Source organism: Streptomyces sp. NPDC003042, assembly GCF_053591315.1.
This window is the reverse complement of sequence record NZ_JBSFTP010000019.1, coordinates 1-21602: the sequence shown is the minus strand read 5'-3', so window position 1 is coordinate 21602 and position 21602 is coordinate 1. Positions and strand designations below refer to the sequence as shown.

The window sequence follows — 21602 nt, the reverse complement described above, 5'->3', positions numbered from 1 at the left end:
GTGACGCGTTGGCACTCATGCTCCATGGGGATCCGGGACAGCGCGCAGTGATCGCTCCTCGCAGGCCCCCACGGCACACCCCACGCGTGTGCCGCTTTTCCGATGAGTCGAGAACGAGGAAGTCACGTGCCCCTGTCGACGCACCGACGTCTGGCCATGAGCGCCACCCTGATCGCCGCCCTCGCCGGCGGTCTCGCACCCGCCACCGCGGCCTCCGCGGCACCGGCAGCCCCCACGGCCCCCGCCGGCCCCGCGACCCCCGCCGCCACCTCCTCCTCCCCCGCCCCCGACATGGACGGCGTGACCGCGGCCCTGAACGCAGCCATGGCCAACGGCGCTCCGGGCGCGATGGCCCGCTTCACCGGTCCCGACGGCGTCCGGACGCGCACGGCCGGCGTCCGCGACCGCGTCTCCGGCGAGGCCATGGACACCCAGGCACGCTTCCGCATCGGAAGCGTCAGCAAGACCTTCTCCAGCGTCGTGCTGCTGCAACTGGTCGACGAGGGACGGCTGGAGCTCGACGCACCGGTCAACCGCTACCTTCCCGGACTGCTGCCCGACGATCGCATCACGGTCCGTCACCTGCTCAGCCACCGCAGCGGCCTGGCCGACTACACCGAGGCCATGTTCGCCAAGACCGTGCCCGGCTTCGAAGCCGTGCGCAACCGCGTCTTCACCTACCAGGAGCTGGTCGACCTCTCGCTGGCCGAACCCCGCACCACCGAGCCCGGTGTGGCCTACAAGTACTCCAACGCCAACTTCGTCGTCGTCGGCATGCTCATCGAGAACGCCACGGGGACCTCGGTCGCCAAGCAGTACGAGCGGCGCATCATCAAGCCGCTGAAGCTGCGTCACACCTCTTACGTCCACCCGGAGACCCGGATCAGGGGAGCGCACGTGCGCGGCTACCTCCACCCCGACGAGGAGGGGGAACCGCTCGTCGACTCCACGGAGCAGACCGCTTCCTGGGCCCAGTCGGCCGGCGCGGTCATCTCCGACCCGGCCGACCTGAACACCTTCACGACCGCGCTGATGCGGGGCAGGTTGCTCTCGCCCCGGATGCTGGACGCCATGACCACGGTCACCCCTACGGACGCCGCCCAGACCCGCTTCTACGGGCTCGGCCTGCGCCGCTACGACCTGTCCTGCGGCACCCAGGTGTACGGGCACACCGGCACCGTGCAGGGCTTCTACACGTACGCCTTCGCCACCCGCGACGGCCGGCGCGCGCTCTCCGCCATGGCGAACACCTCGAACCGGGGCGCGGCGAACACGGCGCTCGGCGGGACGCTGGAGGCGGCCTTCTGCGGCAAGAAGAGCGAGCCCGCGGCGTCGTCGTCCCAGACGCCGCGCATGCTCTCCACCCTGCGGGCGGAGGCCGACCTGCCCGAGCGCCGCTGAGGCCGACCCCGCCCGCGCCACCCAGCTCCTGCGCACCCTGCTCGTCCTGACAACCCTCGAAGTCAACCGCTGACGCTGACAGACGATCTACTCCCAGACTGCTGCCCGCCACCAGCATGGGCACCCCCTGAGAACCGGTCACACGAGCCCTTTGACCCGCGTATTCAAGTGGGCGGAGGCTCAGTGCACGACATCGCCCGGGGAGCGCACGGCAACGTCGGACGCGATGCAATGCATCCACCTGCCGCGCACCCGGTGCGCGGTGCTGGACGAGACGACGCGCACCAGGTGCGCCGACGGACCGTGGATGCGCACGGGCCGCATCAGGTGCGCGCACCGGCCGCCGGCCGGCAGCGCGCACCTGCGCGGCCGGAGTCCGGCGCACCTCGGACTCATCCAGAACGCACGAATCGGAGCGGATTCTGACCGCAGCGGTGCTCACCTCTCCACGGCCTCACCCGCGCCGCCATGACGCGGCCGGATACCCGCAGTTGTTCGCAATTCGTCGTGATGTGGCTGAGTGCTTCAGCTGCCGGGACTGACTCGGTGCGGCGCTTGGGAGGCCGCATCGCAGGTGCGGTCGCCAGCGTCGCCGAGCAAAAACGGGGCCTCGGACGTCGTGCCGTCGTGGCTCAGCGACAGCGTGATACTGCCCTTGGTGTAGTCCGGGAACCGCACGGAGTACAGCGTTCGGGCTCCATCTGCGATGGTGCCGACCCGGCGGACTTCCAAGGGTGCCCCGCCGCAGGTCGCAGACGTCACCACTTGGTGATCTGCGGCGAAAAGGCGGACCCAGCCGTCAGTGAAGAGGGTCGCGAGGGGATCCACGTTCCTTGAGGGTTCGACGACCAAGGGCGTCGTGGCACAGGCCCGCTCGGAGAACCCAACCTCGGTGACCGAGGCCCAGCACAGCCGCCGGTCCCAGGTTTCCCACGTGTAGGCAGCGCCGGTCGGCCACGCCTCGACCAGCATCAGGCCTTGATCACCGGGGGCATCGGCTCCTCCTGCACCCGACGCCATCAATGCGGTACGGGTTCGATTGATCACCTCGGTCAGGTCCGGAGGCGGGGGAGACGACGTAGCCGTGGAAACGAACGCGTCGGAGGAAGCTGGCGCGCCCGAGCCTCCCGCACCTCCCGAGCAGCCCGTCCAGGCGGTGAAGAGCAGTACCGCCGCACCGAAAGCAGTACGAAATCCGTATCGCATGAGCACCCCCACCGTTTCACCCGAGCCGTAGTGCGTACAGAGGATTGCAGCAGCCGGTCCGGACGGCGAGCCTGCCCGCCGACTTCGACGCTCAGGCCGCCGGCTCAACCACTCACCACGTGACTGCGACTTTTCGGGGTAGATGACACCGCGGTGCCGGGCTGAGCGGGCCCCTGGTTGAGTCTGTTCGCACTGCTTGACACCAGAAGCTCGTTCTTTGTTGCCACTTGCGCCTGTTTTCGCGTCTGGCGGGCGGACATCAACTCTTGACGGCCTCTGCGATCTGCAGGGCGGCCTGGGCGGGCGTGAGGTGCGTGGTGTCGACGACCTCGGCCTCGCCGTGTAGCCAGGTGCGGGCCGCCTCGGCGTAGGGCTCGAGGTATTTGAGACGGAATGGGGAGGGACCAAGAACAGTGTCCCCCTCGATGCGCCCGCGGAGGGTCTCTTGGTCAGCGTGGAGGACGAAATGCCGTACGGGAATGGCATGTTGGGCGAGGCCCGTGCTGATCTCGCGCCAATACTGCTCGACCAGGACGGTCATGGGCATCACCAGAGTGCCGCCGGTGTAGTCGAGTACGCGGTGGGCGGTCTCGACTACGAGCTGCCGCCACGGCGGCCAGTGCTGGAAGTTGTCCGTCCCGGGCAGTCCCGGCGTGATGTCCATGAGTGTCTCGCCGACCTTCTCGGCGTCGAACACCCGTGAATCCGGGACCATCTGCTGCACGAGTGCACTGGTCGTCGTCTTGCCCGCGCCGTGGGTGCCGTTGAGCCATACGATCACGGGACCCAACGCTAGCCTGTGCGGGCCGGGCGGGGCACAGCAGGTATCCGGTACCGCTTCGGCGTTTCTCAGGGTGGTGTCAACTACCCGGATCAGGTGTCACCTATCTCGAAGAGTCGCAGTGACCTGATCAGCCGCCGTCATCGACCCGCCAACTATCGCGAGCAGTCGCAACCCCCGCTGTCGCTCATGAGCCGCCACTCACCGTCGGTATCGGTCATCCTGGCCTCATGGTTCGCTCCTGCGGCTGCCTTGCACAGCCGCGCCTGGCACGGCTGTCAGGCTGCCTGCCGCCAGTCCTCACGGTCCAGGTTCACCCGTACGATCGCGGCCTGCGCCCCCCGGCAGCACCCCACCCGAGGCGAGGCCACCCCGGCGCCGACGCCGGCAGCCCACGACCGCGTGCTGTCGCGCTCGCTGCCCGCCGCCGTCTTCGCCTCGAACCTGTTCGCCAGGGCAACGACCGCGACAACCGGGCGGCCGTACGGGCCGTGGGCGGGCGGCAGCTCGATCTGATGGGATGGGCGTGCACGGGCCGGGCAACGACCGCGACAACCCGCATGGGCCCCTGAGCTATGCCTGTCCGGGGTCCCGTCGGCGGCGTGCGATGAGACCGGTCAGGCCGCGTACCAGTGCCCAGAGGGCCGTGGCGTTGAGCAGGGCGCAGGTCAGGATCACACCGTAGAACCCGAATCCGAGCCACGTGTCGGACAGTTTTTCGGCGCCGGGCAGGTCGTACACTCCCGAGTCGGTCGGGGGTGGCTCCAGGGGCACGGGCTCGGGCGTCTCCCCGGGCAGGGGCAGGGGCACGGGCTGGGGCTCAGGTGGCACGGGGCCCGTGTGGACGGGCGGTGTGACCTCCGGCAAGCCGAGCGACTCGGGATCGGGCAGGATCAGCCCCATGGCCAGGAGGCTGAGCGGTGCGGTGGCCAGCATCGGCCAGATGCCGGCGAACCCGGCGTCCCCCGTCCGGACGAGCACGTCCACCCAGACCAACAACCCGACCACCACGGCCAAGTAGCCAGCCGGAACCCACACTTCAAGTCTTGACCGACGTCGTCTCACGACTTCCCCCCCCCGTTCGTCCGACAGCCAGTATCGGAACGGTGGAGCCCGCGCGCCTGAGTACGACTACTCAGGCGCGCGTGCGCACCTGCCTACGCAAGCCGAGGCGTCGACGGGGCTCGGGCGGGCAGTCGCGGCAGCAGCCCGGTTCGGTGGCCCGGGAAGGCCCGTTCGCAGTCGTCGCAGTTCTGGAGAGGATCTGCGCGACGAGTACCAGGAGGCGCTGGAGAAGGTGATCCAAGGCCGCACGTACCGGCAGCGGCGACGCCACCGTCCACGACCTCCCCGAGAAGACGGCCGAGAAGTCGGCGGCGGCCAAAGGCTCCTGCCAAGAAGCAGACGGCGAAAGAAGACGGCCGGCCGCAAGCCCGCAGCGCCTGCCTGCTGGACCAGCTGGTCGAAGGCGTCGCAGTACGGCCGTTCGGGGCGGGTGGGCGGAGTCCGCCCCAGTCCACTCTCCCGGACCACCGGGCCCGCACAATGGCGGTGTCGTTGAACCGGCATGAACAAGATCCTCACCACCGTCGCCCTGACCGCGGGCGCCCTCCTCCTGGCCGCCGTACCCGCCACCGCAGCCGAAGGGCCCGGCGACGCCGACCGTGACGCCGTTAGTGCCGCCCTCAGCGGCGCCCTCCGCGATGTCATCCTCCCGGAAGCCGGCGCTCCCGTCGGTGGAACCGTCGGCAACGCCACCGACTTCGTCACCGGCGTCCTCGACAAGATCGAGGATGTCACCGAAGTCGGTACCGAAGGCTAGGGCGGCACGACCGAGCTGAGGCGGAGGTCTCCGGCGGGATCGTTTCCGCGGTGAATTGGGCCACCCACCGGGTTGACCTGCGGCCGGTGCGGCGAACACGGCCGGTAGGGCAGCGATCCGGCGAGGAGCTCCTGGGCGGCTCGGGTGATGAAGCGGCGGGTGTGGTCCGGGTTCAGGGCCTGGGCCTGCAGGTGGTCGTACATGGCGCCGTAGTGCCGCACGTCGGATCGAGCGGCGACATCGACGACGCCGCCGCCGCCAGGGTGCGTCGCTAGCGGTTGTCCTCAGGGTGCGGTCCCGTGGCGTACGGGTTCGCCTCATCGTCCGCGAGCACGCCCACGAAGGGTTCGCCCTCCCCCGCGAAGGTGTAGGCGCCGCCCTCGATGCGCCCGATCAGGCTGTGCGTCCATTCCGCTTCGCTGTCGGCTGAGTGCACCCACATGTTCATGATCTCGCCGATGTGCCCGAGCTGATCGGGCCCCTGCTCCGGCGTGTAGTACTCGGTGACCCCGGCCCGCCACTGCTCAAGCCCTCTGATTCGCTCCTTGAGGAGTGCGACGGCCTCGTCTCGCGGCAGGTCGACGATGAAGCCGATGCCGGCCGAGAGCAGGTCCATCTTCTGGTCGTACGAGGTCAGGGCCTGGCGCAGCAGCGTGAGGTACTCCTCTGTGCCCTTGTCGGTGATCTCGTACTCGACGCGCGGCGGGCCGCCGACGGTGCTCGGCTCGATCTCGTGCGCGAGGAGGAGCCCTTGCTTCGCCATCTGCTTGAGCGCGTGGTAGATCGACCCCGGCTTGGCGTTGGACCACTCGTGGGCGCCCCAGAATTCCAGGTCGTTGCGCACCTGGTAGCCGTGCGCCCGTCCGTGTTGGCGGACCGCGCCGAGGACCAGCAGCCGGATCGCTGACATGAACGTCTCCCTCTGGATAACTTTGACGAGGCTATCACTATGCAAGTTTGACTAGCCGCGCAGTCCTCTGTGCCTCCGCAACGTAATCAAGTTTGACTAATCGGCCGAGGCGTCGTAGTTTGCGATCGCTAGTCAAGTTTGATCACCGACTGAGGGAGGGTGTTTTGTCTGACTACGATCTGGCGATCGTCGTCGAAGGCCTGCGGAAGAAGTACGGGGACAAGCAGGCCCTCGACGGCCTCGATCTCACGGTCCGAGCCGGTACCGTCCAGGGGATTCTCGGCCCGAACGGCGCCGGAAAGACCACGGCCGTACGCATCATGTCCACGCTGCTGCGCCCCGAGGAGGGGCGTGTCGAGGTGGCGGGCCTCGACGTGAGGACCAGGGCCGACGAGGTGCGCTCGCGGATCGGGCTGCTCGGCCAGAACGCCGCCGTCGACGAGGAGCTCAGCGGCCGCCAGAACCTGGAGATGTTCGGTCGCCTCTACCATCTCGGCGCGCGCCGCGCCGGCGCCCGGGCTGATGAGCTCCTGGCTCGGTTCGGGCTCACGGACACCGGTAACAAGGCCATCAAGCAGTACAGCGGCGGCATGCGGCGCCGACTCGACCTCGCGGCCTCGCTCATTTCCCAGCCACAGGTGCTCTTCCTGGACGAGCCCACGACCGGGCTCGACCCCCGCGGCCGTACTGAGGTGTGGAACGCGGTGCGCTCACTGGTCGGCGGCGGCACGACCGTCCTGCTGACGACGCAGTACCTGGAGGAGGCCGACCAGCTGGCCGACCAGATCGCGGTGATCAACCACGGGAAGGTCATCGCGGAGGGGACGGCGGACGAGCTGAAGTCCAAGACGGGCGGCGACCGCATCGACGTGGTCCTGCATGACACGGCCCAGCTGGCCCGCGCGGCCTCTCTCCTGCCCGGTGACGCGGTGGTGGACGAGGACCGGCGGCTGGTCAGCGCCTCGGTCAGCGACCGGATGGCCGCGCTGACAGAGACCGTACGGGCGCTGGAGGCGGCCGGCATCGGGGCGGAGGACATCGCGGTACGCCGGCCGACGCTCGACGAAGTCTTCATGCACCTGACGAAGGAGGACGCCGCATGAGTGCGACGCACGGCGTGAGCACGACACACGCCACGGGTTCGAAGCTGAGCTGGGCGGCCGCCGACTCCTGGACGATGACCAGGCGCGAGCTGGCGCACTGGGCCCGGCAGCCCGTTCAGGTGGTCGTCGGGCTGGTCTTCCCGGTGATGATGCTGCTGATGTTCAGCTACCTGATCGGTGGCGGACAGGGAATCGATGGGGACTTCAAGGCCTACCTGGTCCCCGGCATGCTCACCATGACCATGGCGTTCGGCCTTGAGGCGACCATGCTCTCGGTCACCCAGGACCTCGGCAAGGGGGTCATCGACCGGTTCCGCTCGATGCCGATGAACTCCGGCGCGGTCCTGGTCGGCCGGAGCGTCGCCGACATGCTGCAGTCGGCGGTCGGCCTGACCGTGATGATCGCGGTCGGATACGCGATCGGCTGGCGCTGGCACGACGGATTCGCCTCCTTCCTGGGAGCGGTGGGACTGCTGTTGCTGCTGCGGTTCGCGATGCTGTGGATCGGCATCCACCTGGCGATGGTCGCGGGCAAGCCGGAACTGGTGCAGGCGGTGCAGATCCTGGTCTGGCCGGTCAGCTTCCTCTCCAACGCCATCGCCTCGCCCGAATCGATGCCGTCCTGGCTGGGCGCGATCGTGGAGTGGAACCCGATGTCGGCGACGGCGACCGCGGTGCGCGGCCTGTTCGGCAACCCGGGCGCGGGTGGCGACTCCTGGGCCGCAACCCACGCGGAACTGCTCGCGGTGGCCTGGCCGGTGGCCCTGATCGCGGTGTTCTGCCCGCTGGCAGTGAAGCGGTTCAGGGACCTGAGCCGCTAGCGAACCCGGCTCCGGCCTCCGGTTCGGCTCGCTGGACCGGCCGGGTCCGGAGCCCCCGGCGCGGTCTGCGGTGCAACCGAGGTATCGGCTGCACCGCAGACCGCGCAGAGCAGGCCGCGAACGAGGCGGACGACGCCGGCGTACCTCGCTCCGCGCACCCGTCGTCCGCGCGCGGTGAGGCGTGCCCGGCACCTGGGCGGCGCCGATGCCCCGCTCGATCAGCCACGCGGGCTGGTCCGGTCCGGGGGCGCCGCTGCGCGGCGAGGGCTTCCCGCTCCTCGGCGGTGTTCAGTGCCCGTTCGGCCCGCAGGTAGGTGACCACAGCGGCCCACCCGTCGTGGTGGGCCGCCTCGTACTGCGATGTCGGCGAGGGTGTCAGAGCAGGCTCCCAGACTGCGCGGCCGGCGGTGACCACATGCGGGTCGTCCTCGCAGGAGGCCCGTGAGCTCTCCGAAGGGACCGGGGGCGGCGAAAAACGCTGGGACGTATCCGGTCCCCGCCCGCACAATGAAGGCAATGATCAATACTGCCGAGCACCTGCTCGCCGCCGTGGCCCCGCTCTCGCACGCCGCCCGGCTGCGGTTCACCGCCGTCACCGCCCGCCGCCTCGCCGACCGGGGTGAACTGGCCCCCCTGCTGGCCACGCTGGACGCCCTCGGCCCGTTCGAGCGCCGACTCGCCGCCCTGGCGGCCCTGACCGGCGGCGACGTACCCCACCTGGCCGCCCGGCTCGCCGACCCGGATCCCGTCGTACGCCGCTACGCGCTGCGGGGCGCACGGCTGCTGCCCGTGCCCGACGGGGCCATCGAGACCGCCTTCGACGACGCTCCGGCCGCGATCCGCACCGACCTGGCACGCCTGCTGTGCGAGGGGCGCAGGCCCGAGCTCACCGAGCGGCTCGTCCCGCGCCTGCGCGCCGAGTACGGCGACCGCGACGCGGCCCGGCTGCTGCCCGGCTGCTCCATGGAGTTCGCTGCGCGGATGCTGCCGGAACTCGCTGCCGCGGTCCCCTCCGAGGGCTGGGGACGGCTGGGCCGACGCCATCCGCGGGCCGTGCTCGACCACGCGGACCGCGAGCTCGCCGACCTGCCCTCCCGATGGCGCGACACCTGGTGGGCACGGCACGCCACGGGCATCGGGGCCGCCGTGCCCGCCGCGCCGGAACGCGTCCTCGAACTGCTGGAACGCCACGGCCCGCGACAACTGCCCGGACCGGTGCACGACCGGCTGGCCCTCCTGATCGGGGTCGACGCCGAGCGGGTCACGGGGTGGCTCGCCGCTCCGGACCGCAGCCACGACCGCTGGGAGCGGACCCCGAGCCGGGCGGTCCTGCGGCAACTGGCGGCCGCCGAACCGCCTTCGCTCGCCCGCCTCGCCGCCCACTGGCACCACCGGGAGGCCTTCACCACCCTGCTCACCTTGGTGCCCCCGGCCCACCGACAGGCGTTCGCCGAAGCCGTCGCCGCGGTCGATCCGCGCCGCGGCGAGACCCGGCTGCGGGACCACGTGCTCGCCCTATTGCCCGCCCCGCAGCGGTACGCCGAGGCCGCCGCGAAGATCGAGGAGGGCCGTGCCGAAGGCTGGACGGACTGGGAATTCTGGTCGGCGGCGGCTCTCCTGCCGCCCGAGCGGGCCCGGCCGGAGCTGCTCGCGGGCCTCACCGGCGGCGACGCCGGTGACCGCGAGATGATCTGGAGCGAACTCGCCCGCAACGCCGCCCGCACCAGGGACGCCGCCGTCGTGGCCGAGGTCATGGCCCTGGCCGCGGCCCGGCTGGCCAGCGAGCGCGACCCGGTGCGCGAGAGCGTCCTGGACGACTTCCGAAGCCTGCCCGGGGCACTGTTGGCGACTGCGGTGGCGGTTGCGGATGCCGGTGCGGGTTCGACGGCCGGGCCGTTTGAGCGGCTGTGCCTCGACGCGCTGCGCGCCCGGGACTGCTCGGCCACGACCCGGTCGACGGTGAGCGGCCTGGCCCTGAAGCTGCTCGGCCATGCCGAGGAGGTCCCCGCGGCGCCCGCCGTCCGCATCATCGAGGCGCTGATCGCGCACACCGGCACCGTGGAACTCGGGACGTTGGACCGCATCCTGCGCGCAGGACGGGAGAGCGCCGTCCTCGAAGCCCTTCTGCCATGGCTGGACCGGACCGCCGCCCGGGGCGAAGTGGGGCCCCTTATCGCAACGGCGGAGGCCTTGGGGCGCTGGGCACACCGGCTCCCCGTGCTCCAGGACCGGCTCGCCCGCGCCCTGCGTGCCTGCTCGGACACGGACTTCCCCCGGGTGGTCGCCCTGTGGCTGAGCGACCGGGCGACCCGCGGGGAACGCGTGGCGGAGCTGCTGGCGCAGGAGCCTTCGGCGGCGTTCACGGCGCCGGTGCTCGCCGTGCTCGCCGCCGAACGCACCGACCTCCTGGACCACGCCCTCGTCGAGACACCGCCCCCGGGCCGCTTCCCGCTGCCGGGCACGGTGCGGGAACTGCCCGACCTCCGGTACGCCGACCGATGGGCGCCCCGGCAGCAGGAGGCCGCGGTCGGGCTCGTCCGGGCGGCCGTCACCGACGAGGGTCGGGGCCTGGACGAGCGCGCGGCACTGCTCCGCGCCGTGGTCCGCGTGCCGGAACACGGGCCGGCCCTCGTCCGACGCTACCTGCCCTCCGTGCAGCCCGGCGGCGACGCCGTCGCCGACGGCCTCCCGCCGGTGCTGGGCCGTGCCGCGCTGGAGGCCTCGGGCCAGGGCGACGCCCCGGTCGACGCCCTCGCGAGGCTCCTCGCCCACGCAGGGACCGACGCGGCGTCGACCGCCTGGGCCGCCGTAGGACGCCTCGCGGACCGCGCGCGCCCCAGCCTGGTCACCGCTCTGTTGCGCGACCTGCTGACCCGCGAACACGGGGTGAAGGTGACCGTCCGCAAGTCGGCGGCCCGCCTGGCGGCCCTGCACCTGCCGCCGGAATCCGCCGCGGTGCTGCTCGCCGCGACCGCAAGGGACCCCGACACGCACCCCGACGTACGGATGGCCATCATCGGCCTGGCACCCTCCCTGCTCCCGGCGCCCGCTGCACGGGAGTTGCTGGAGGCGATGGCCGCCGACGGCCCGGCGGCGGCATGGAAGGAATTTCTGAGCCGGTCGCCCCTCGACGTCCCCGCGCCCCACCGCGCCTACTACGGGGCGCTGGTCGCCCGCTTGGCGCGCGTCGAACACCCGGAGGCAGCCGCCGAGGCGGTGTACGCCCTCGCGGACTGGGTCCGCTACGTACCCGCGGCCACGGCGGTCCTGGTCGATCGGTGCACCGACCTTTCGGCCGCCGCGGACACGGACGCCGGGCGGCGCGCCCAGTACAGCCTGTGCACCATCGCGGCCTCCGACCTGCCCCATCCCCTGGGCGGGGTTGAGCCGGGCAGCCTCCTGCACCGGGTCATCACCCGCCTCGTGGAGATCGTCGCCGCGGGCGAGTCGCCGTACTCCAGGGGTGGTCAGGGCGTCGACCTGCCGGCCCGGAGGCGCTTGGAGTCCCTCTTCCAGAGACTGTCCGGCTCGGCCAGGCTGTTCGGATCCCTGGCCGGCCTGCTGGCCGGCGTACCGGCCCTGACACCGATGCGGGCCTCGCTCCTCGTCGAGGCGGTCGACCTCACCGCCTCCGAGCGGGACCTGGTGGCGGCGCTGCGCGAGATCGCGCACGCGGCCGAGGGGCGTCCCGTTCTCGCGGGGCAATTGGCCGAGGCCCTGAACGAAGACCACCGGTACGGGAAGGCGCTGGCCGCCCCGGAGCCCGTGCGCGCCGCCGTCGCCGCCCTGGGGGACGACCTCGCGGAAGGCCTGTTGGCGGTCGCCCTCGGCGCGGCCCTGGGCGCGCGCCAGGGCTGGCCGGACGCATGCCGCCGGGCCGTTCTCGCCCTGCGCGACCATCCCGAACAGGAAGTGCGGGACGCCGCGTACGAGGTGGAGGTGGGCGGGAGCTGAACCCTCAGGGCGGGGCGCACCGGGAACTACCCGCCGGAGGCGATCCGGTACGCCCCCGGCGTCGCCCCTGTCCACCGCCGGAACGCCCGGTGGAAGGCGGTGTCCTACGAGAAGCCCAGCCACGCCGCCAGTTCCGCGATCGACTCCCCGCCCGCCTTCGAACACGCGGCCCGCCGAATCCGTCCAGCGCCTCGCATTGCCGCCAATCCCCGCTCACCCACCGTGACGGCTACTGCGGAGTGCCGCTGGATGCCTCGGGTAGCGGCAACCGATTGCCGGCGCCCGCAAACGGCAGCCCGCCGGGATGGCGTACATCCGCGTCGCGGCCCGGAGGAAGGCGTGCCCGGACCTAGTGCCAAGCGGCAAACCATGGGGCGAGGTGGGCGAGGTGGGCGAGGTGGGCGTGGTGGCTTCATACTGCCCCTCCTGTTGTGGTGGTTCAGGTTGTGGGGCGGCCGCGTCCGGTGGGGTCCCGTGCGGGGGTGGCCAAATCACACCCGATTCCCTGATGGGCCGACCACGGGGGCCAGTTGGGATCGGATGGTTCCGGCGTGGGGCTGCAGGGAGCCGTCGAAGGCGGCGGATCCGATGGTGAAGGCGTCGGCTCCGGCTGATGCCAGTGCCTCTATCTGGTCGGTGCTGCTGATTGAGCCGGCGACGACCAGGCGGCCGGTGGTGGCGGCGCGGGCGGCGCGGACCAGGTCGAGGGGGTCGGCATCGGTGGCTCTGTACGCGAGAAGGTCTATGCCGGCGCAGCCTGCGGCCTCTGCCCGTCGGCAGTCGTCGGCGATGCGGTCCGGGTTGCCGGCGAGGCGGGTGGGGTGCCCGAGGGGTTCTCCGGCGAAGGGCAGGTAGCCGATGGATGTGCCGTGCAGGAGGTTGAGGGTCTCCTCGATCCAGGTACCGCCCATCAGCCAGTCGACGCCGAGTTCGGTGGCTGTCCGTACGGAGGCAAGGGCCTGGTCCCGGTCGGTGCTGACGACTTCGAGGTAGGTGGTGGCGCCCATGTCCTTGATGCGGGTGTGGAGTTGGGCGAGGGTGTCGCGGTCGACGCCGATGTCTTTGAATCCGATGTGGGCGATGCCGAGGTCCGTGATGGTGTCGAGGACATCGAGGCAGTCGGTGACGGTGCGGTCGTCGCGGGTGAGCATGAAGATGAAGTCCACGGTGTCCTTCGGCTCTCTGTTCCGGGGTTGATTCGCGTCGGTGGTCAGGGGCGGTCCGGTGCCCCTGAGGACAGGCGGTCGGCGTGGCGCAGGGCGGTGAGCAGGCTGGTGTGGTCGGCCGTGCCGAGACCTGCGATGTCGAAGGCGGTGCCGTGGTCGACGCTGGTGCGGACGAAGGGCAGGCCGATGGTGATGTTGACGCCGTGTTCGATCCCGAGGTACTTGATCGGGATCAGGCCCTGGTCGTGGTACTGGGCGACCACGGCGTCGAAGGCTCCGGCGCGGGCTCGCATGAAGACGGTGTCGGCGGGCCAGGGTCCGCTGGCCTGGATGCCTTCGCTCCGCGCGGTCTGGATGGCGGGGGTGATGATGTCCACGTCCTCCCGGCCGAACATGCCGTTCTCCCCCGCGTGGGGGTTGAGGCCGGCGACGGCGATGCGCGGGGCGGGCAGGCCGCTGCGCTGGAGTGTGCGGTGGGTGAGGCGGATGATGTCGAGTTCGCGGGCGGTGGTTATCGCGTCGATTGCGGTGCGGAGCGACTGGTGCACGGTGACCAGGACGACCCGCAGCTCGTCGGTGGCCATCATCATCGCGTAGTCCGTGGTGCCGGACAGGTCGGCGAGGATCTCGGTGTGCCCGGGGTAGGGGACGCCGGACATGCGCAGTGCTTCCTTGTTGATCGGCGCGGTCACCAGGGCCCGTACCTCGTCGGCCAGGGCGAGCTGGATACCGCGGCGGACGTACTGGAAGGACGCCGCGCCGGCGCGGGCGTCGAGTGTGCCCCAGGGCAGGTCGGCCGGAAGGCCGTTCTCGGTGAGGACGTCCACCGCGCCGGGCGCGAACGTCGCCTGGTCGACGGATGCGACCGGGCGGATGGTGAGGTGCGTGCCGGCGATCCTGTCGGCGCGGGCGAGGACGTCCACGTCGCCGATGACGACGACGGGCACGGTGCGCCGGGGATCGGCACACGCTTTGAGGGTGATCTCGGGGCCGATTCCGCAGGGGTCGCCCATGGTGATGGCGATCGGGGTCATGCGTGCCCTCCTGGGTCGAGGGGATGTCGGATGAGGTGGCACAGGCGCAGGAGCATGGCGTCGTCGCCGAAGCCGCCCGCCTTGATCAGCACGGGGAGGGGGAGCTGCCCAAGCAGAGTTCCGCGGGCGACGCCGGGTTCGGGTTCGTCGAGCAGGCGGATGCCGGTGGCACCAAGGACGTGGAGCACGGTCGCGGCCGTTTCTCCCCCGGTGACGACGAGCGCGTCGACCGTGTGCTGTTCGGCCAGCGCCTGGACGACTGCTGCCAGAGAGCGGGCGAGTGCTCGTGCGGTCCGTGGCGCACAGCGTTCATCAGGTGTTTGCAGGGTGAGGACGGGGGCCGTCAGGCCGCTCAGCGTCTCCACTGCCGTGCCCGGATCGCCGCTGACGGTGATCCCTTGGACGTCCACCCGGGCACGGAGCGCGGCCAGTTGCCGCCGGGTCGCCGGGTTGGCGCTGCCGACGACGATCAGTGGGCGTCGGGCCGGCGCGGGCACCGAAGCAGCGCCACCAGCGCGTGCGCACCTTCGGGCCAGGGCGGCCGCCAGCCCCGGGGAGCCGACCCACAGCACGTCGTCGAGGCGCGGCACCGCTGCCACCAGGCGGTCGAGGTCGCCGTCTGCCGCGGCCGAGTAGACGATCAGGCCGTCGCTGTCGATCAGTTCGGGCAGTTCGGCCGCCTGGTCCGGCCCGGCCAGAACGGCCTCCGGGAACAGCGTCGCCAGGTCCGAGCACCGCACGGGGTGTACCGGGTCGCGGGCGAAGTCGCTCTCGTGGACCGGTACACCCCGCACGTACTGGACTCCCTCCACCGTCACCCTGCCCTCCGCCGGGAAGCCCGGAGCGATGACGACGGCCCGCCTCCGCGATCCCGCCCACGCAGCCCGGACCTCTGTCGCGACATGACCGCGCAGGGTGGAATCCACCGTTTTGAAGAGCAGCTCGGAGTCGGCGAACAGGCGCGCCGCCCGCCACGTACGCGCGGTGGCGGTTTCCTCGTCCAGTGCGCGGCTCCCAAGGTCGACCGCGGTCACGCCCGTGGCGTGCCGCGGCACCACTGCCGGGGTGGAGAGCAGGATCCGGGCATCGTGGCCGGCCCGGCGGAACGGCGCGGCACCGTCCCCGGCGCTGGTGAGGTCATCCGCCAGGATGGCGATGCCCGACCGCACGTCGTTGCGGAATGTCATGCCCCACCTCTCCATAGGTCAGCGTTTCTCGTGACTGGATCAATAGTCATTCAGGCAAAAGGGCAGGACAAACGATTCATTCTCACGAGAACTGTGAATAAAATTCACGCATGCGATGGTCGGCTCTTCCGCCTCTGAATGCTCTGCTGCCCTTCGAAGCGACCGTCCGGCACGCGAGCATGACCGTGGCGGCCCAGGAACTGCATGTGACGCACGGCGCGGTGAGCCGACAGGTCCAGAACCTGGAGCGGTCCCTTGGGATATCACTGTTCGAGCGACAGACACGCGCCCTGCGCCCGACCCCGGAGGCTCGCCAGCTGGCGGCCGTCGTCCGGGACGCACTCGATAAGATCGATGCGGCAGCCCGGCAGATCTCGCACCGCACACCCGCAGGACCGCTCACCCTCTCGTGCGAGCCCACACTCCTGATGCGGTGGCTCATTCCCCGGCTGCCCGATCTGGCCGTGAACGTGCCGGACGTCACCGTCCACCTGTCCGCAGGCGGCGGCCCCGTCTTCTTCGAGCGGGACAACATCGACCTCGCGATCCGCCGAGATGATTTCCCGTTCCCCGAAAAGGTGAGCCGGACCCGCTTGTTCGCAGAGCGGATCGGACCCGTCTGCCGGCCCGATCTCGCGGCCCGCCTGACCGGCGCCGCCGACGTGTCGAAGGCAGCCCTTCTGCACACCGACACACGACCGCAGGCGTGGGACGACTGGCGACGCATCACCGGCATGAAAGCAGAGCCCGCCTCCCAGCAGACCCTGGAGCACTTCTACCTGACTCTCCAGGCTGCCGCGGCCGGCGTCGGGGTCGCGATCGCCCCGTACGCCGTCGTCCGCGACGACCTGGAGCGAGGACAACTCGTCGCACCCTTCGGTTTCGTCCCCGACGGCACCAGCTACCACCTCCTCAGCCGTCAACCACCCGAGCAAGACGCACGCGTCCGCCAGCTGACGGCATGGCTGCGGACCCGGACGACCCAGCTCGAAACCGATTCTGATGAGGCGTGACCACCGGACTGCTCCGAGACCAGGGTCGGAGGCACCGAGGGCCGCGGTGCCGCCATCCTGCCCGTCGATGAGCGCGAGCACGATGTCCTGGACGAGGACGTCGCCCGCGTCTCCCCGCTCAAGCACGCGAACCTCAACGTGCTCGGCCGCTACAGCTTCCGCTCCTCCACCCCGGTCGACGGCGGCCTGCGCCCGCCGCGCGTCCCGGGTGCGGGCGGCCTGGTCGTCACCGACTTCGCCGCACCGCACGTACAGGTGACCGTCGAGCTCTACGAGCAGCGCGGCCCGCTCCAGGTGCTCGCGGACGTGGTCGGCGGAGGTGAGCTCCTGGTATCCCAGGCGTCACGGACCCGCTGGTGCACGGTGGGCAGTTCGTGCTGCACCAGCGGCCAGGCGTAGCCGGTGCGGGTAGGTGTGCGACACGGAACGCCTCCCATGTGCCGCCCTCCGGCCCGGTCAGCCGTACATCGCCACGCGGTACAGAGTCGCAAGCGCGTCGTCGATGGGATGGGGCTGCGGCTTGCCGGAGGAGTCGAGCCTGTTCCACCTCTGCATGTTCACCGCGACCGCCATCTGCCGCTTGCCGTCGGCACGGGTCATGGCCAGCGCTCCACCACCCCAGACCGTGCCGCCATGGCCCCAGAAGGTGCCCTGACCGGGACCTTCCATCGGGTACAGGCCGAGGCCGTAGTCGATCGTCTTTCCCTCTTGGGAGATGACCGGGCCGATGCGTTGCATCTGCGCCAGCGACGACGGGCTGACGATCTCCCCGGCCAGCAGCAGGCCGAAGAAGCGGTTGAGGTCCGCGACGGTCGATATCAGCGAGGCCGACGGCCCCGCGTATGACATGTCGTAGACGCTGTAGTCGCGCGGCGGGTCGATCATGCCGAACCACGCCTCGTAGAGCTGCGAGTGCGGCCCGTCGACGTACGGTCCGGCGGGGAGTTCGGTGTCCCGGAGCCCGGCGCGCTCGATGACGTTGCGGGTGATGTACCGCTCGGCCGCAGTGCCCGTCACCTCTTCCAGGAGTTGAGCGAGGAGCCGGTAGTTGGTGTTGGAGTACACCCCCGGAGTACCGCCCGGGGCGCCGACGGCAGGTGCGGTGACCCCCATCTCGATCAGTTCAACGGGGTCGAACCGCGTGAACCGGTGGTCGTCCAGGCTCTGGGGCCCGGTTTCCGCGACGACGGGCATCCCCTTGAGGGAGGGGTAGGCGTACGGGAGGTACTCGGCGAGGCCGCTGGTGTGGTTGATCAGCATCCGGACCGTGATCGCGTCACCGCGTGCTCCGGGAACCAGCTTCGGAAGGTACTGGCCGATCGGCGCGTCGAGACCGATCTGACCGCTCTCGACCTGCTGCAGAACCGCGGCGGCGGTGAAGGTCTTGGTGATGCTGCCGACGCGGTGCCGCATGTCGGCGGTGACGGGGCGGCCGGTGGCGACATCGGCGACCCCGGCGGCGCCGCGCCAGACCTGTTCGCCGTCTCGCACCTCGGCGAACAGGCCCGGCATCCCGGCGCGGTGGACGTTCTCCATGGCGGCGTTCAGCGCCGCGCAATCCAGTGGGTTCTTCACGTCATGCGTCCTTTCGTGTTCCCCGGGGTGAGCTCCGCATCGGTCGCCTGACCCGGACAACAGGGCACGAGTGGCATACCGGCCCGCCCGGCATGCTCATGTCCTCATTATGCACGCGGTGCGTGCAACACCAAGTGCACAGGTAGGCTGAGATCTGACGAGAGGAGCAAGATGGCAGGTCGAAGGCGTTGGACGACCGAAGAGATCCTGGATGCGGCGGCGGAGCTGCTGCGCACGAGCGACGCGGATTCGTTCAGCGTGCGCAAGCTGGCCGCGGCCCTCGGGACCGATTCCTCCAGCCTCTACCGGCACTTCCGCAGCAAGACCGAACTGCTGCGCGCGGTCGCCGACCGGATTCTCCTGGCCGCGATGGACGGCTACCGCCCCGAGGGTGACTGGAAGCAGCGCATCACCGCCCTGGCCCTGCGCGTGAGAGAGGCCTTCGGACAGCAGCCCCAGCTCGCCGCGGTCTGGGGACGCTACGCATCAGGCGGCGCCGGCTCCCGGCTGGTCCTGGAAGAGGTGCTGCAGGCCCTGCGCGCGTCGGGGCTGCCCGACGAGGAGATCCCGGCGCGCTACCACCGGCTCGCGGTCCTCATCGCCGCGCTGATCGCCTCCGAGGCCGGGGTCAGCACCATCACCCCAGAAGAGTACGAACAGGGCATGGAGCTGTTTCGCGTCGCGGTACTCGGCGCCGACCCCGAACGCTTCCCGGCGCTGGCTCACTTCGCCCGCGACGTCCGCCCCCTCGGGGCGGACCGCCGCGCCGCCTTCGAAGAGATCCTCGCCGCCCAACTCGCCCACATCGAGGCAGCGATCTGCCCGAGCTGACCGACCGGCTCGGGAGCGTCGGCAAACGATGGCGAGCTCGCTCCGGCCTGGCCCTTCCCGGTGCGTTGCCGGCCGGACAGCCACCGTCCCAGCGCTGTTTCGAGGGCCGGGGGGCGCGTGCCGGTCTGCATGACCGATGGTTGAACCCACGGGCCCGCATGAAGCGGCGAACGCATCAACGCACACGCTCCGAAACTACCGAGGATCGGCTGCCGGCGCCCCGTTCGGAATGGCTCCACCCGCGACCACCCACAGTCTCGCCACGGCCACCCGAACACGGTTCCATCAATGGTCGGTTGCGCGGGCCCGGCGCGGGCCCGGCGCAGCCTGTCGGTAACATCGGGCCCATGCAGCGCACGACCGTCGACGGTGTCACCGTTCTGTGGGCCCAGGGCCCGGCTTCCCTCAGCGCGGCGCTCACCTTCGGGTGCGGCGCCCGGGACGAGAGTTTCCGCACCATCGGAGTCACCCACCTCATCGAGCACCTGGCGATGAGCACGCTGCCCCGGCTGCACCACGAGCACAACGCCTCCGTCGACCTGGAAGCCACCCGCTTCACCGCTTCCGGACGCCCGGAACAGATCACGGCCTTCCTGACGGCGGTCTGCGCCGCCCTTTCCGACCTGCCGCTGGACCGGATCCAGCACGAGGCCGGCATCCTGACCGCCGAGGCGTCCTCGGTCACTTCCCCGGCCGCCGCCTTCCTGCTCAACCAGCGGTTCGGGGCCCGAGGGCCCGGCCTCGCGCCCTATACCGGGCCCGGCTACGACCGGCTCTGCGCGGACACCGTCCGGGCCCACGCCGCCGCGTACTTCACCCGCGTGAACGCCGTCCTCCAACTCACCGGCCCTCCGCCCGAAGGCCTGCGGCTACCACTGCCCGAGGGCCGGCCGCCGCAACGCACGACCCCGGCCGCACGTACCGGTGCGTCCTGGGACGAGGCGCCGATCGAGGGCGCCGCCATCGCCCTGACCATGCCCCTGGGCTCACCGGCCGCCGCTCTCGGTCTCGCGCTCTTCGAGCACCGGCTCACGGAGCTCGCACGGCACCGCCGCGGCCTGAGCTACGGGGTCCAGGTCGAGTCAAGCCTGCGTGACGAGCACACCCTGGACCACCTGCTCTCACTGGACTCCCGTCCCGGGCAGGAAGCCGAGATAGCGGACCTGCTCTGGCAGGAAGCACTGCGCCTGGGCCGGAAGCTGCCCACCGAGGCCGAGCTCAAGGAGGAGATCGAGGGCTTCCGGGAAAGCTACGAGGACCCGCGCGCGGTGGAGGCGGAGCTGGACCGGGCGGCCTCCTCCCAGCTGTTCGGACTGCAGTCGCGGGACGCCGCAGCCCGGCTGGCCGCCTTGCGTGCCGTCGTGCCCGAGGACGTACGTGCGTGCTTCGCGCAAGCCCTGGCCACCGCGCAGCTGGGCGTGGCGCCGGATGTCGAGCCCCGGTTGGCTGCCCTGGACGGACGGCCGCTGCCTCGGGGTGCTTGCTGGGAGCACGGAGGGCTGCCCGCGGGCGAGGTGTTCCGGCCGCCGCTGCTGGCGCGCGCGAAGTACGGCGCGGCACGCCGGTCTCGGCTGGTGCTGACCGGCGACGGTGTGGCGGAGCTCGACGGGGACGGGCGACTGCACCGAATACGCTTTGACGAGATCGTCGGCCTGGAGCGGGACGGTGAAGACCGCACGCTCTTCGGGGCGTCCGGCTGCCTGATGGAGCTTTCGCCCCAGAAGTACAGCGGGTGCGGCAAGGTGATCCGGGCGGTGGACGCCGCGGTGCCGGCCAGCCTCGCGTACGAGGTCTCGGCCCTGGCGCCGCAGGACCCCGAGAAGACGTAGTTCAGCCGGTTCCTGATGATCTGCGGCACCCTGAGAGCAGGGTCGGTCAACGAAGCGGTACTCCGAACGGCGATGGACGTGGAATCCCCAGGCCGTGACGGCCGACCTGTACCCAGGGGGCATGCTGCCTTCAATGCCGATGATGACCACGAACCGCTGCACCCGGCCCTCACCGACCTGCGGGCACGTATCAGGGCGAGCGGACGCCAGGCGCTGCTCGGGTCGGGAGGACTGCCCGAACACCACCGTGCCTGCGAGGGCGCCCTCTCACCGCCCCCGAGGGGCCGGAAGCTCGGGAGTACGCGTCGGGTGCGATCCCTACCTGCTGGTAGGCCCCGCATGCCAGGCGTCCGGCGATGATGGCCTACCAGCGGGATGTCGCGGTACTCCCTTGGGTCGCCGGTGTCCGGCCGCCTCGCCGGGTGCGGCGGCGCTCAAGGAAGGCAGGCTTCGACCGCGCCTGTTTCCTTCGATTCATGGGCAATTCCGACACCGGCCGGGCCTTTCAAAAGGGTACAAGTGATGACATTCAGTGAGATTCGGGCGCCCCTGAGTGACCCGCCCCATAGGACCCACGTCACATACGAACCGGGCTAGTAGATCCCGAAAGGCCCGATCCCGCTTCCTGGCACCGGCTCCCACCTGCATGGATCCCTCCGGGTCCGCCAGGAGGTCGGCGGTCCCCGGCTGCGAAGGTCCTTAGTAAGAGGGGTCGTTGCCAGGCCGTCGGGGCGTCTGTAGAACTGGATGAGTCGCAAGGCGGCAGGGGTGCTTCACCCGCCGCCGATGAATCCCTCTCCTCCGCGTGAGTGGCTCACGCATGTCTTCGGCATGCCGCGACCGTCCCTGTTCCCTTCGGAAGGTCAGTCCGTGTCCAACGCCGTCATCCGCCGCATCGCCGCTTCGAAGAAGACCCTCGTGGGCTCGGCTCTCGCCCTGGGCGTCGCCGGTTCCATGCTCGCCGCCGTT

At 70.8% G+C, this 21602-nt stretch carries 18 protein-coding genes and 1 pseudogene; 10 read left to right on the top strand and 9 right to left on the bottom strand.

Features of this window, described 5'->3' with window-relative positions; all coding sequences use genetic code 11:
* Positions 1-156: 156 nt before the first annotated feature.
* Complete coding sequence (locus ACWDYJ_RS13130) at positions 157-1401, top strand: serine hydrolase domain-containing protein (protein WP_451565599.1); 1245 nt, start codon at positions 157-159, stop codon at positions 1399-1401.
* Between the two features lie 525 nt (positions 1402-1926).
* On the opposite strand, the gene ACWDYJ_RS13125 is transcribed toward ACWDYJ_RS13130, so the two are convergent.
* Both ACWDYJ_RS13125 and ACWDYJ_RS13120 read right to left on the bottom strand, forming a co-directional pair.
* Positions 1927-2448 (bottom strand): hypothetical protein, encoded by a 522-nt coding sequence (locus tag ACWDYJ_RS13125; RefSeq protein ID WP_451565598.1) that lies wholly within the window; start codon positions 2446-2448, stop codon positions 1927-1929.
* 418 nt (positions 2449-2866) lie between these two features.
* Complete coding sequence (locus tag ACWDYJ_RS13120; RefSeq protein WP_451565597.1) at positions 2867-3388, bottom strand: AAA family ATPase; 522 nt, start codon at positions 3386-3388, stop codon at positions 2867-2869.
* A 387-nt stretch (positions 3389-3775) separates the two neighbouring features.
* Between ACWDYJ_RS13120 and ACWDYJ_RS13115 the strand changes: the two are divergent.
* Positions 3776-3960 (top strand): annotated as a pseudogene (locus tag ACWDYJ_RS13115) (DUF2000 family protein); the annotation flags it as partial.
* A 1-nt stretch (position 3961) separates the two neighbouring features.
* On the opposite strand, the gene ACWDYJ_RS13110 reads toward ACWDYJ_RS13115, so the two are convergent.
* On the bottom strand, positions 3962-4453 hold the full coding sequence (locus tag ACWDYJ_RS13110; RefSeq protein WP_451565596.1) for an SCO4225 family membrane protein: 492 nt from the start codon (positions 4451-4453) through the stop codon (positions 3962-3964).
* 502 nt (positions 4454-4955) lie between these two features.
* On the opposite strand from ACWDYJ_RS13110, the gene ACWDYJ_RS13105 reads away from it, so the two are divergent.
* Positions 4956-5210 (top strand): hypothetical protein, encoded by a 255-nt coding sequence (locus ACWDYJ_RS13105; protein ID WP_451565595.1) that lies wholly within the window; start codon positions 4956-4958, stop codon positions 5208-5210.
* Here the strand turns inward: ACWDYJ_RS13105 and ACWDYJ_RS13100 are convergent.
* Positions 5207-5413 (bottom strand): hypothetical protein, encoded by a 207-nt coding sequence (locus ACWDYJ_RS13100; RefSeq protein WP_451565594.1) that lies wholly within the window; start codon positions 5411-5413, stop codon positions 5207-5209. The two genes, ACWDYJ_RS13105 and ACWDYJ_RS13100, sit on opposite strands and share 4 nt — an antisense overlap.
* Before the next feature lie 68 nt (positions 5414-5481).
* Positions 5482-6120, bottom strand: coding sequence for a PadR family transcriptional regulator (locus ACWDYJ_RS13095; RefSeq protein ID WP_451565593.1), 639 nt, complete (start codon positions 6118-6120; stop codon positions 5482-5484).
* 164 nt (positions 6121-6284) lie between these two features.
* Here ACWDYJ_RS13095 and ACWDYJ_RS13090 point away from each other — a divergent pair, with 164 nt between their 5' ends.
* The 3 genes from ACWDYJ_RS13090 (at position 6285) to ACWDYJ_RS13080 (ending at position 11998) form a co-directional block, all read left to right on the top strand.
* Complete coding sequence (locus tag ACWDYJ_RS13090; RefSeq protein ID WP_451565592.1) at positions 6285-7223, top strand: ATP-binding cassette domain-containing protein; 939 nt, start codon at positions 6285-6287, stop codon at positions 7221-7223.
* Complete coding sequence (locus tag ACWDYJ_RS13085) at positions 7220-8044, top strand: ABC transporter permease (RefSeq protein WP_451565591.1); 825 nt, start codon at positions 7220-7222, stop codon at positions 8042-8044. Before ACWDYJ_RS13090 ends, ACWDYJ_RS13085 begins: the two co-directional genes overlap by 4 nt.
* Before the next feature lie 516 nt (positions 8045-8560).
* Positions 8561-11998 carry a hypothetical protein gene (locus ACWDYJ_RS13080; RefSeq protein ID WP_451565590.1) on the top strand — a complete coding sequence of 1146 codons (3438 nt, stop codon included), beginning with the start codon at positions 8561-8563 and terminating at the stop codon, positions 11996-11998.
* Positions 11999-12489: 491 nt separating this feature from the next.
* Here the strand turns inward: ACWDYJ_RS13080 and ACWDYJ_RS13075 are convergent, their stop codons facing one another.
* The 3 genes from ACWDYJ_RS13075 to ACWDYJ_RS13065 are packed head-to-tail and all read right to left on the bottom strand — an operon-like array spanning position 12490 to position 15385.
* On the bottom strand, positions 12490-13164 hold the full coding sequence (locus ACWDYJ_RS13075; RefSeq protein WP_451565589.1) for a HisA/HisF-related TIM barrel protein: 675 nt from the start codon (positions 13162-13164) through the stop codon (positions 12490-12492).
* Positions 13165-13208: 44 nt separating this feature from the next.
* Positions 13209-14198 (bottom strand): 4-hydroxythreonine-4-phosphate dehydrogenase PdxA, encoded by a 990-nt coding sequence (gene pdxA / locus ACWDYJ_RS13070; protein WP_451565588.1) that lies wholly within the window; start codon positions 14196-14198, stop codon positions 13209-13211.
* Positions 14195-15385 carry a four-carbon acid sugar kinase family protein gene (locus tag ACWDYJ_RS13065; protein ID WP_451565587.1) on the bottom strand — a complete coding sequence of 397 codons (1191 nt, stop codon included), beginning with the start codon at positions 15383-15385 and terminating at the stop codon, positions 14195-14197. The genes pdxA and ACWDYJ_RS13065 overlap by 4 nt, the downstream gene beginning before the upstream one ends.
* 110 nt (positions 15386-15495) lie before the next feature.
* Here ACWDYJ_RS13065 and ACWDYJ_RS13060 point away from each other — a divergent pair, with 110 nt between their 5' ends.
* Positions 15496-16398, top strand: a complete 903-nt coding sequence (locus ACWDYJ_RS13060) for a LysR substrate-binding domain-containing protein (protein ID WP_451565586.1) — start codon at positions 15496-15498, stop codon at positions 16396-16398.
* 138 nt (positions 16399-16536) lie between these two features.
* A complete protein-coding gene (locus tag ACWDYJ_RS13055; RefSeq protein ID WP_451565585.1) occupies positions 16537-16797 on the top strand; it encodes a hypothetical protein in 261 nt (86 codons plus the stop codon).
* A gap of 57 nt (positions 16798-16854) precedes the next feature.
* Here the strand turns inward: ACWDYJ_RS13055 and ACWDYJ_RS13050 are convergent, their stop codons facing one another.
* Complete coding sequence (locus tag ACWDYJ_RS13050) at positions 16855-17973, bottom strand: serine hydrolase domain-containing protein (protein ID WP_451565584.1); 1119 nt, start codon at positions 17971-17973, stop codon at positions 16855-16857.
* Between the two features lie 171 nt (positions 17974-18144).
* Between ACWDYJ_RS13050 and ACWDYJ_RS13045 the strand changes: the two genes are divergently transcribed.
* Positions 18145-18804 carry a TetR/AcrR family transcriptional regulator gene (locus ACWDYJ_RS13045; protein ID WP_451565583.1) on the top strand — a complete coding sequence of 220 codons (660 nt, stop codon included), beginning with the start codon at positions 18145-18147 and terminating at the stop codon, positions 18802-18804.
* Positions 18805-19151: 347 nt separating this feature from the next.
* Complete coding sequence (locus ACWDYJ_RS13040) at positions 19152-20633, top strand: hypothetical protein (RefSeq protein ID WP_451565582.1); 1482 nt, start codon at positions 19152-19154, stop codon at positions 20631-20633.
* Positions 20634-21602: the final 969 nt, after the last annotated feature.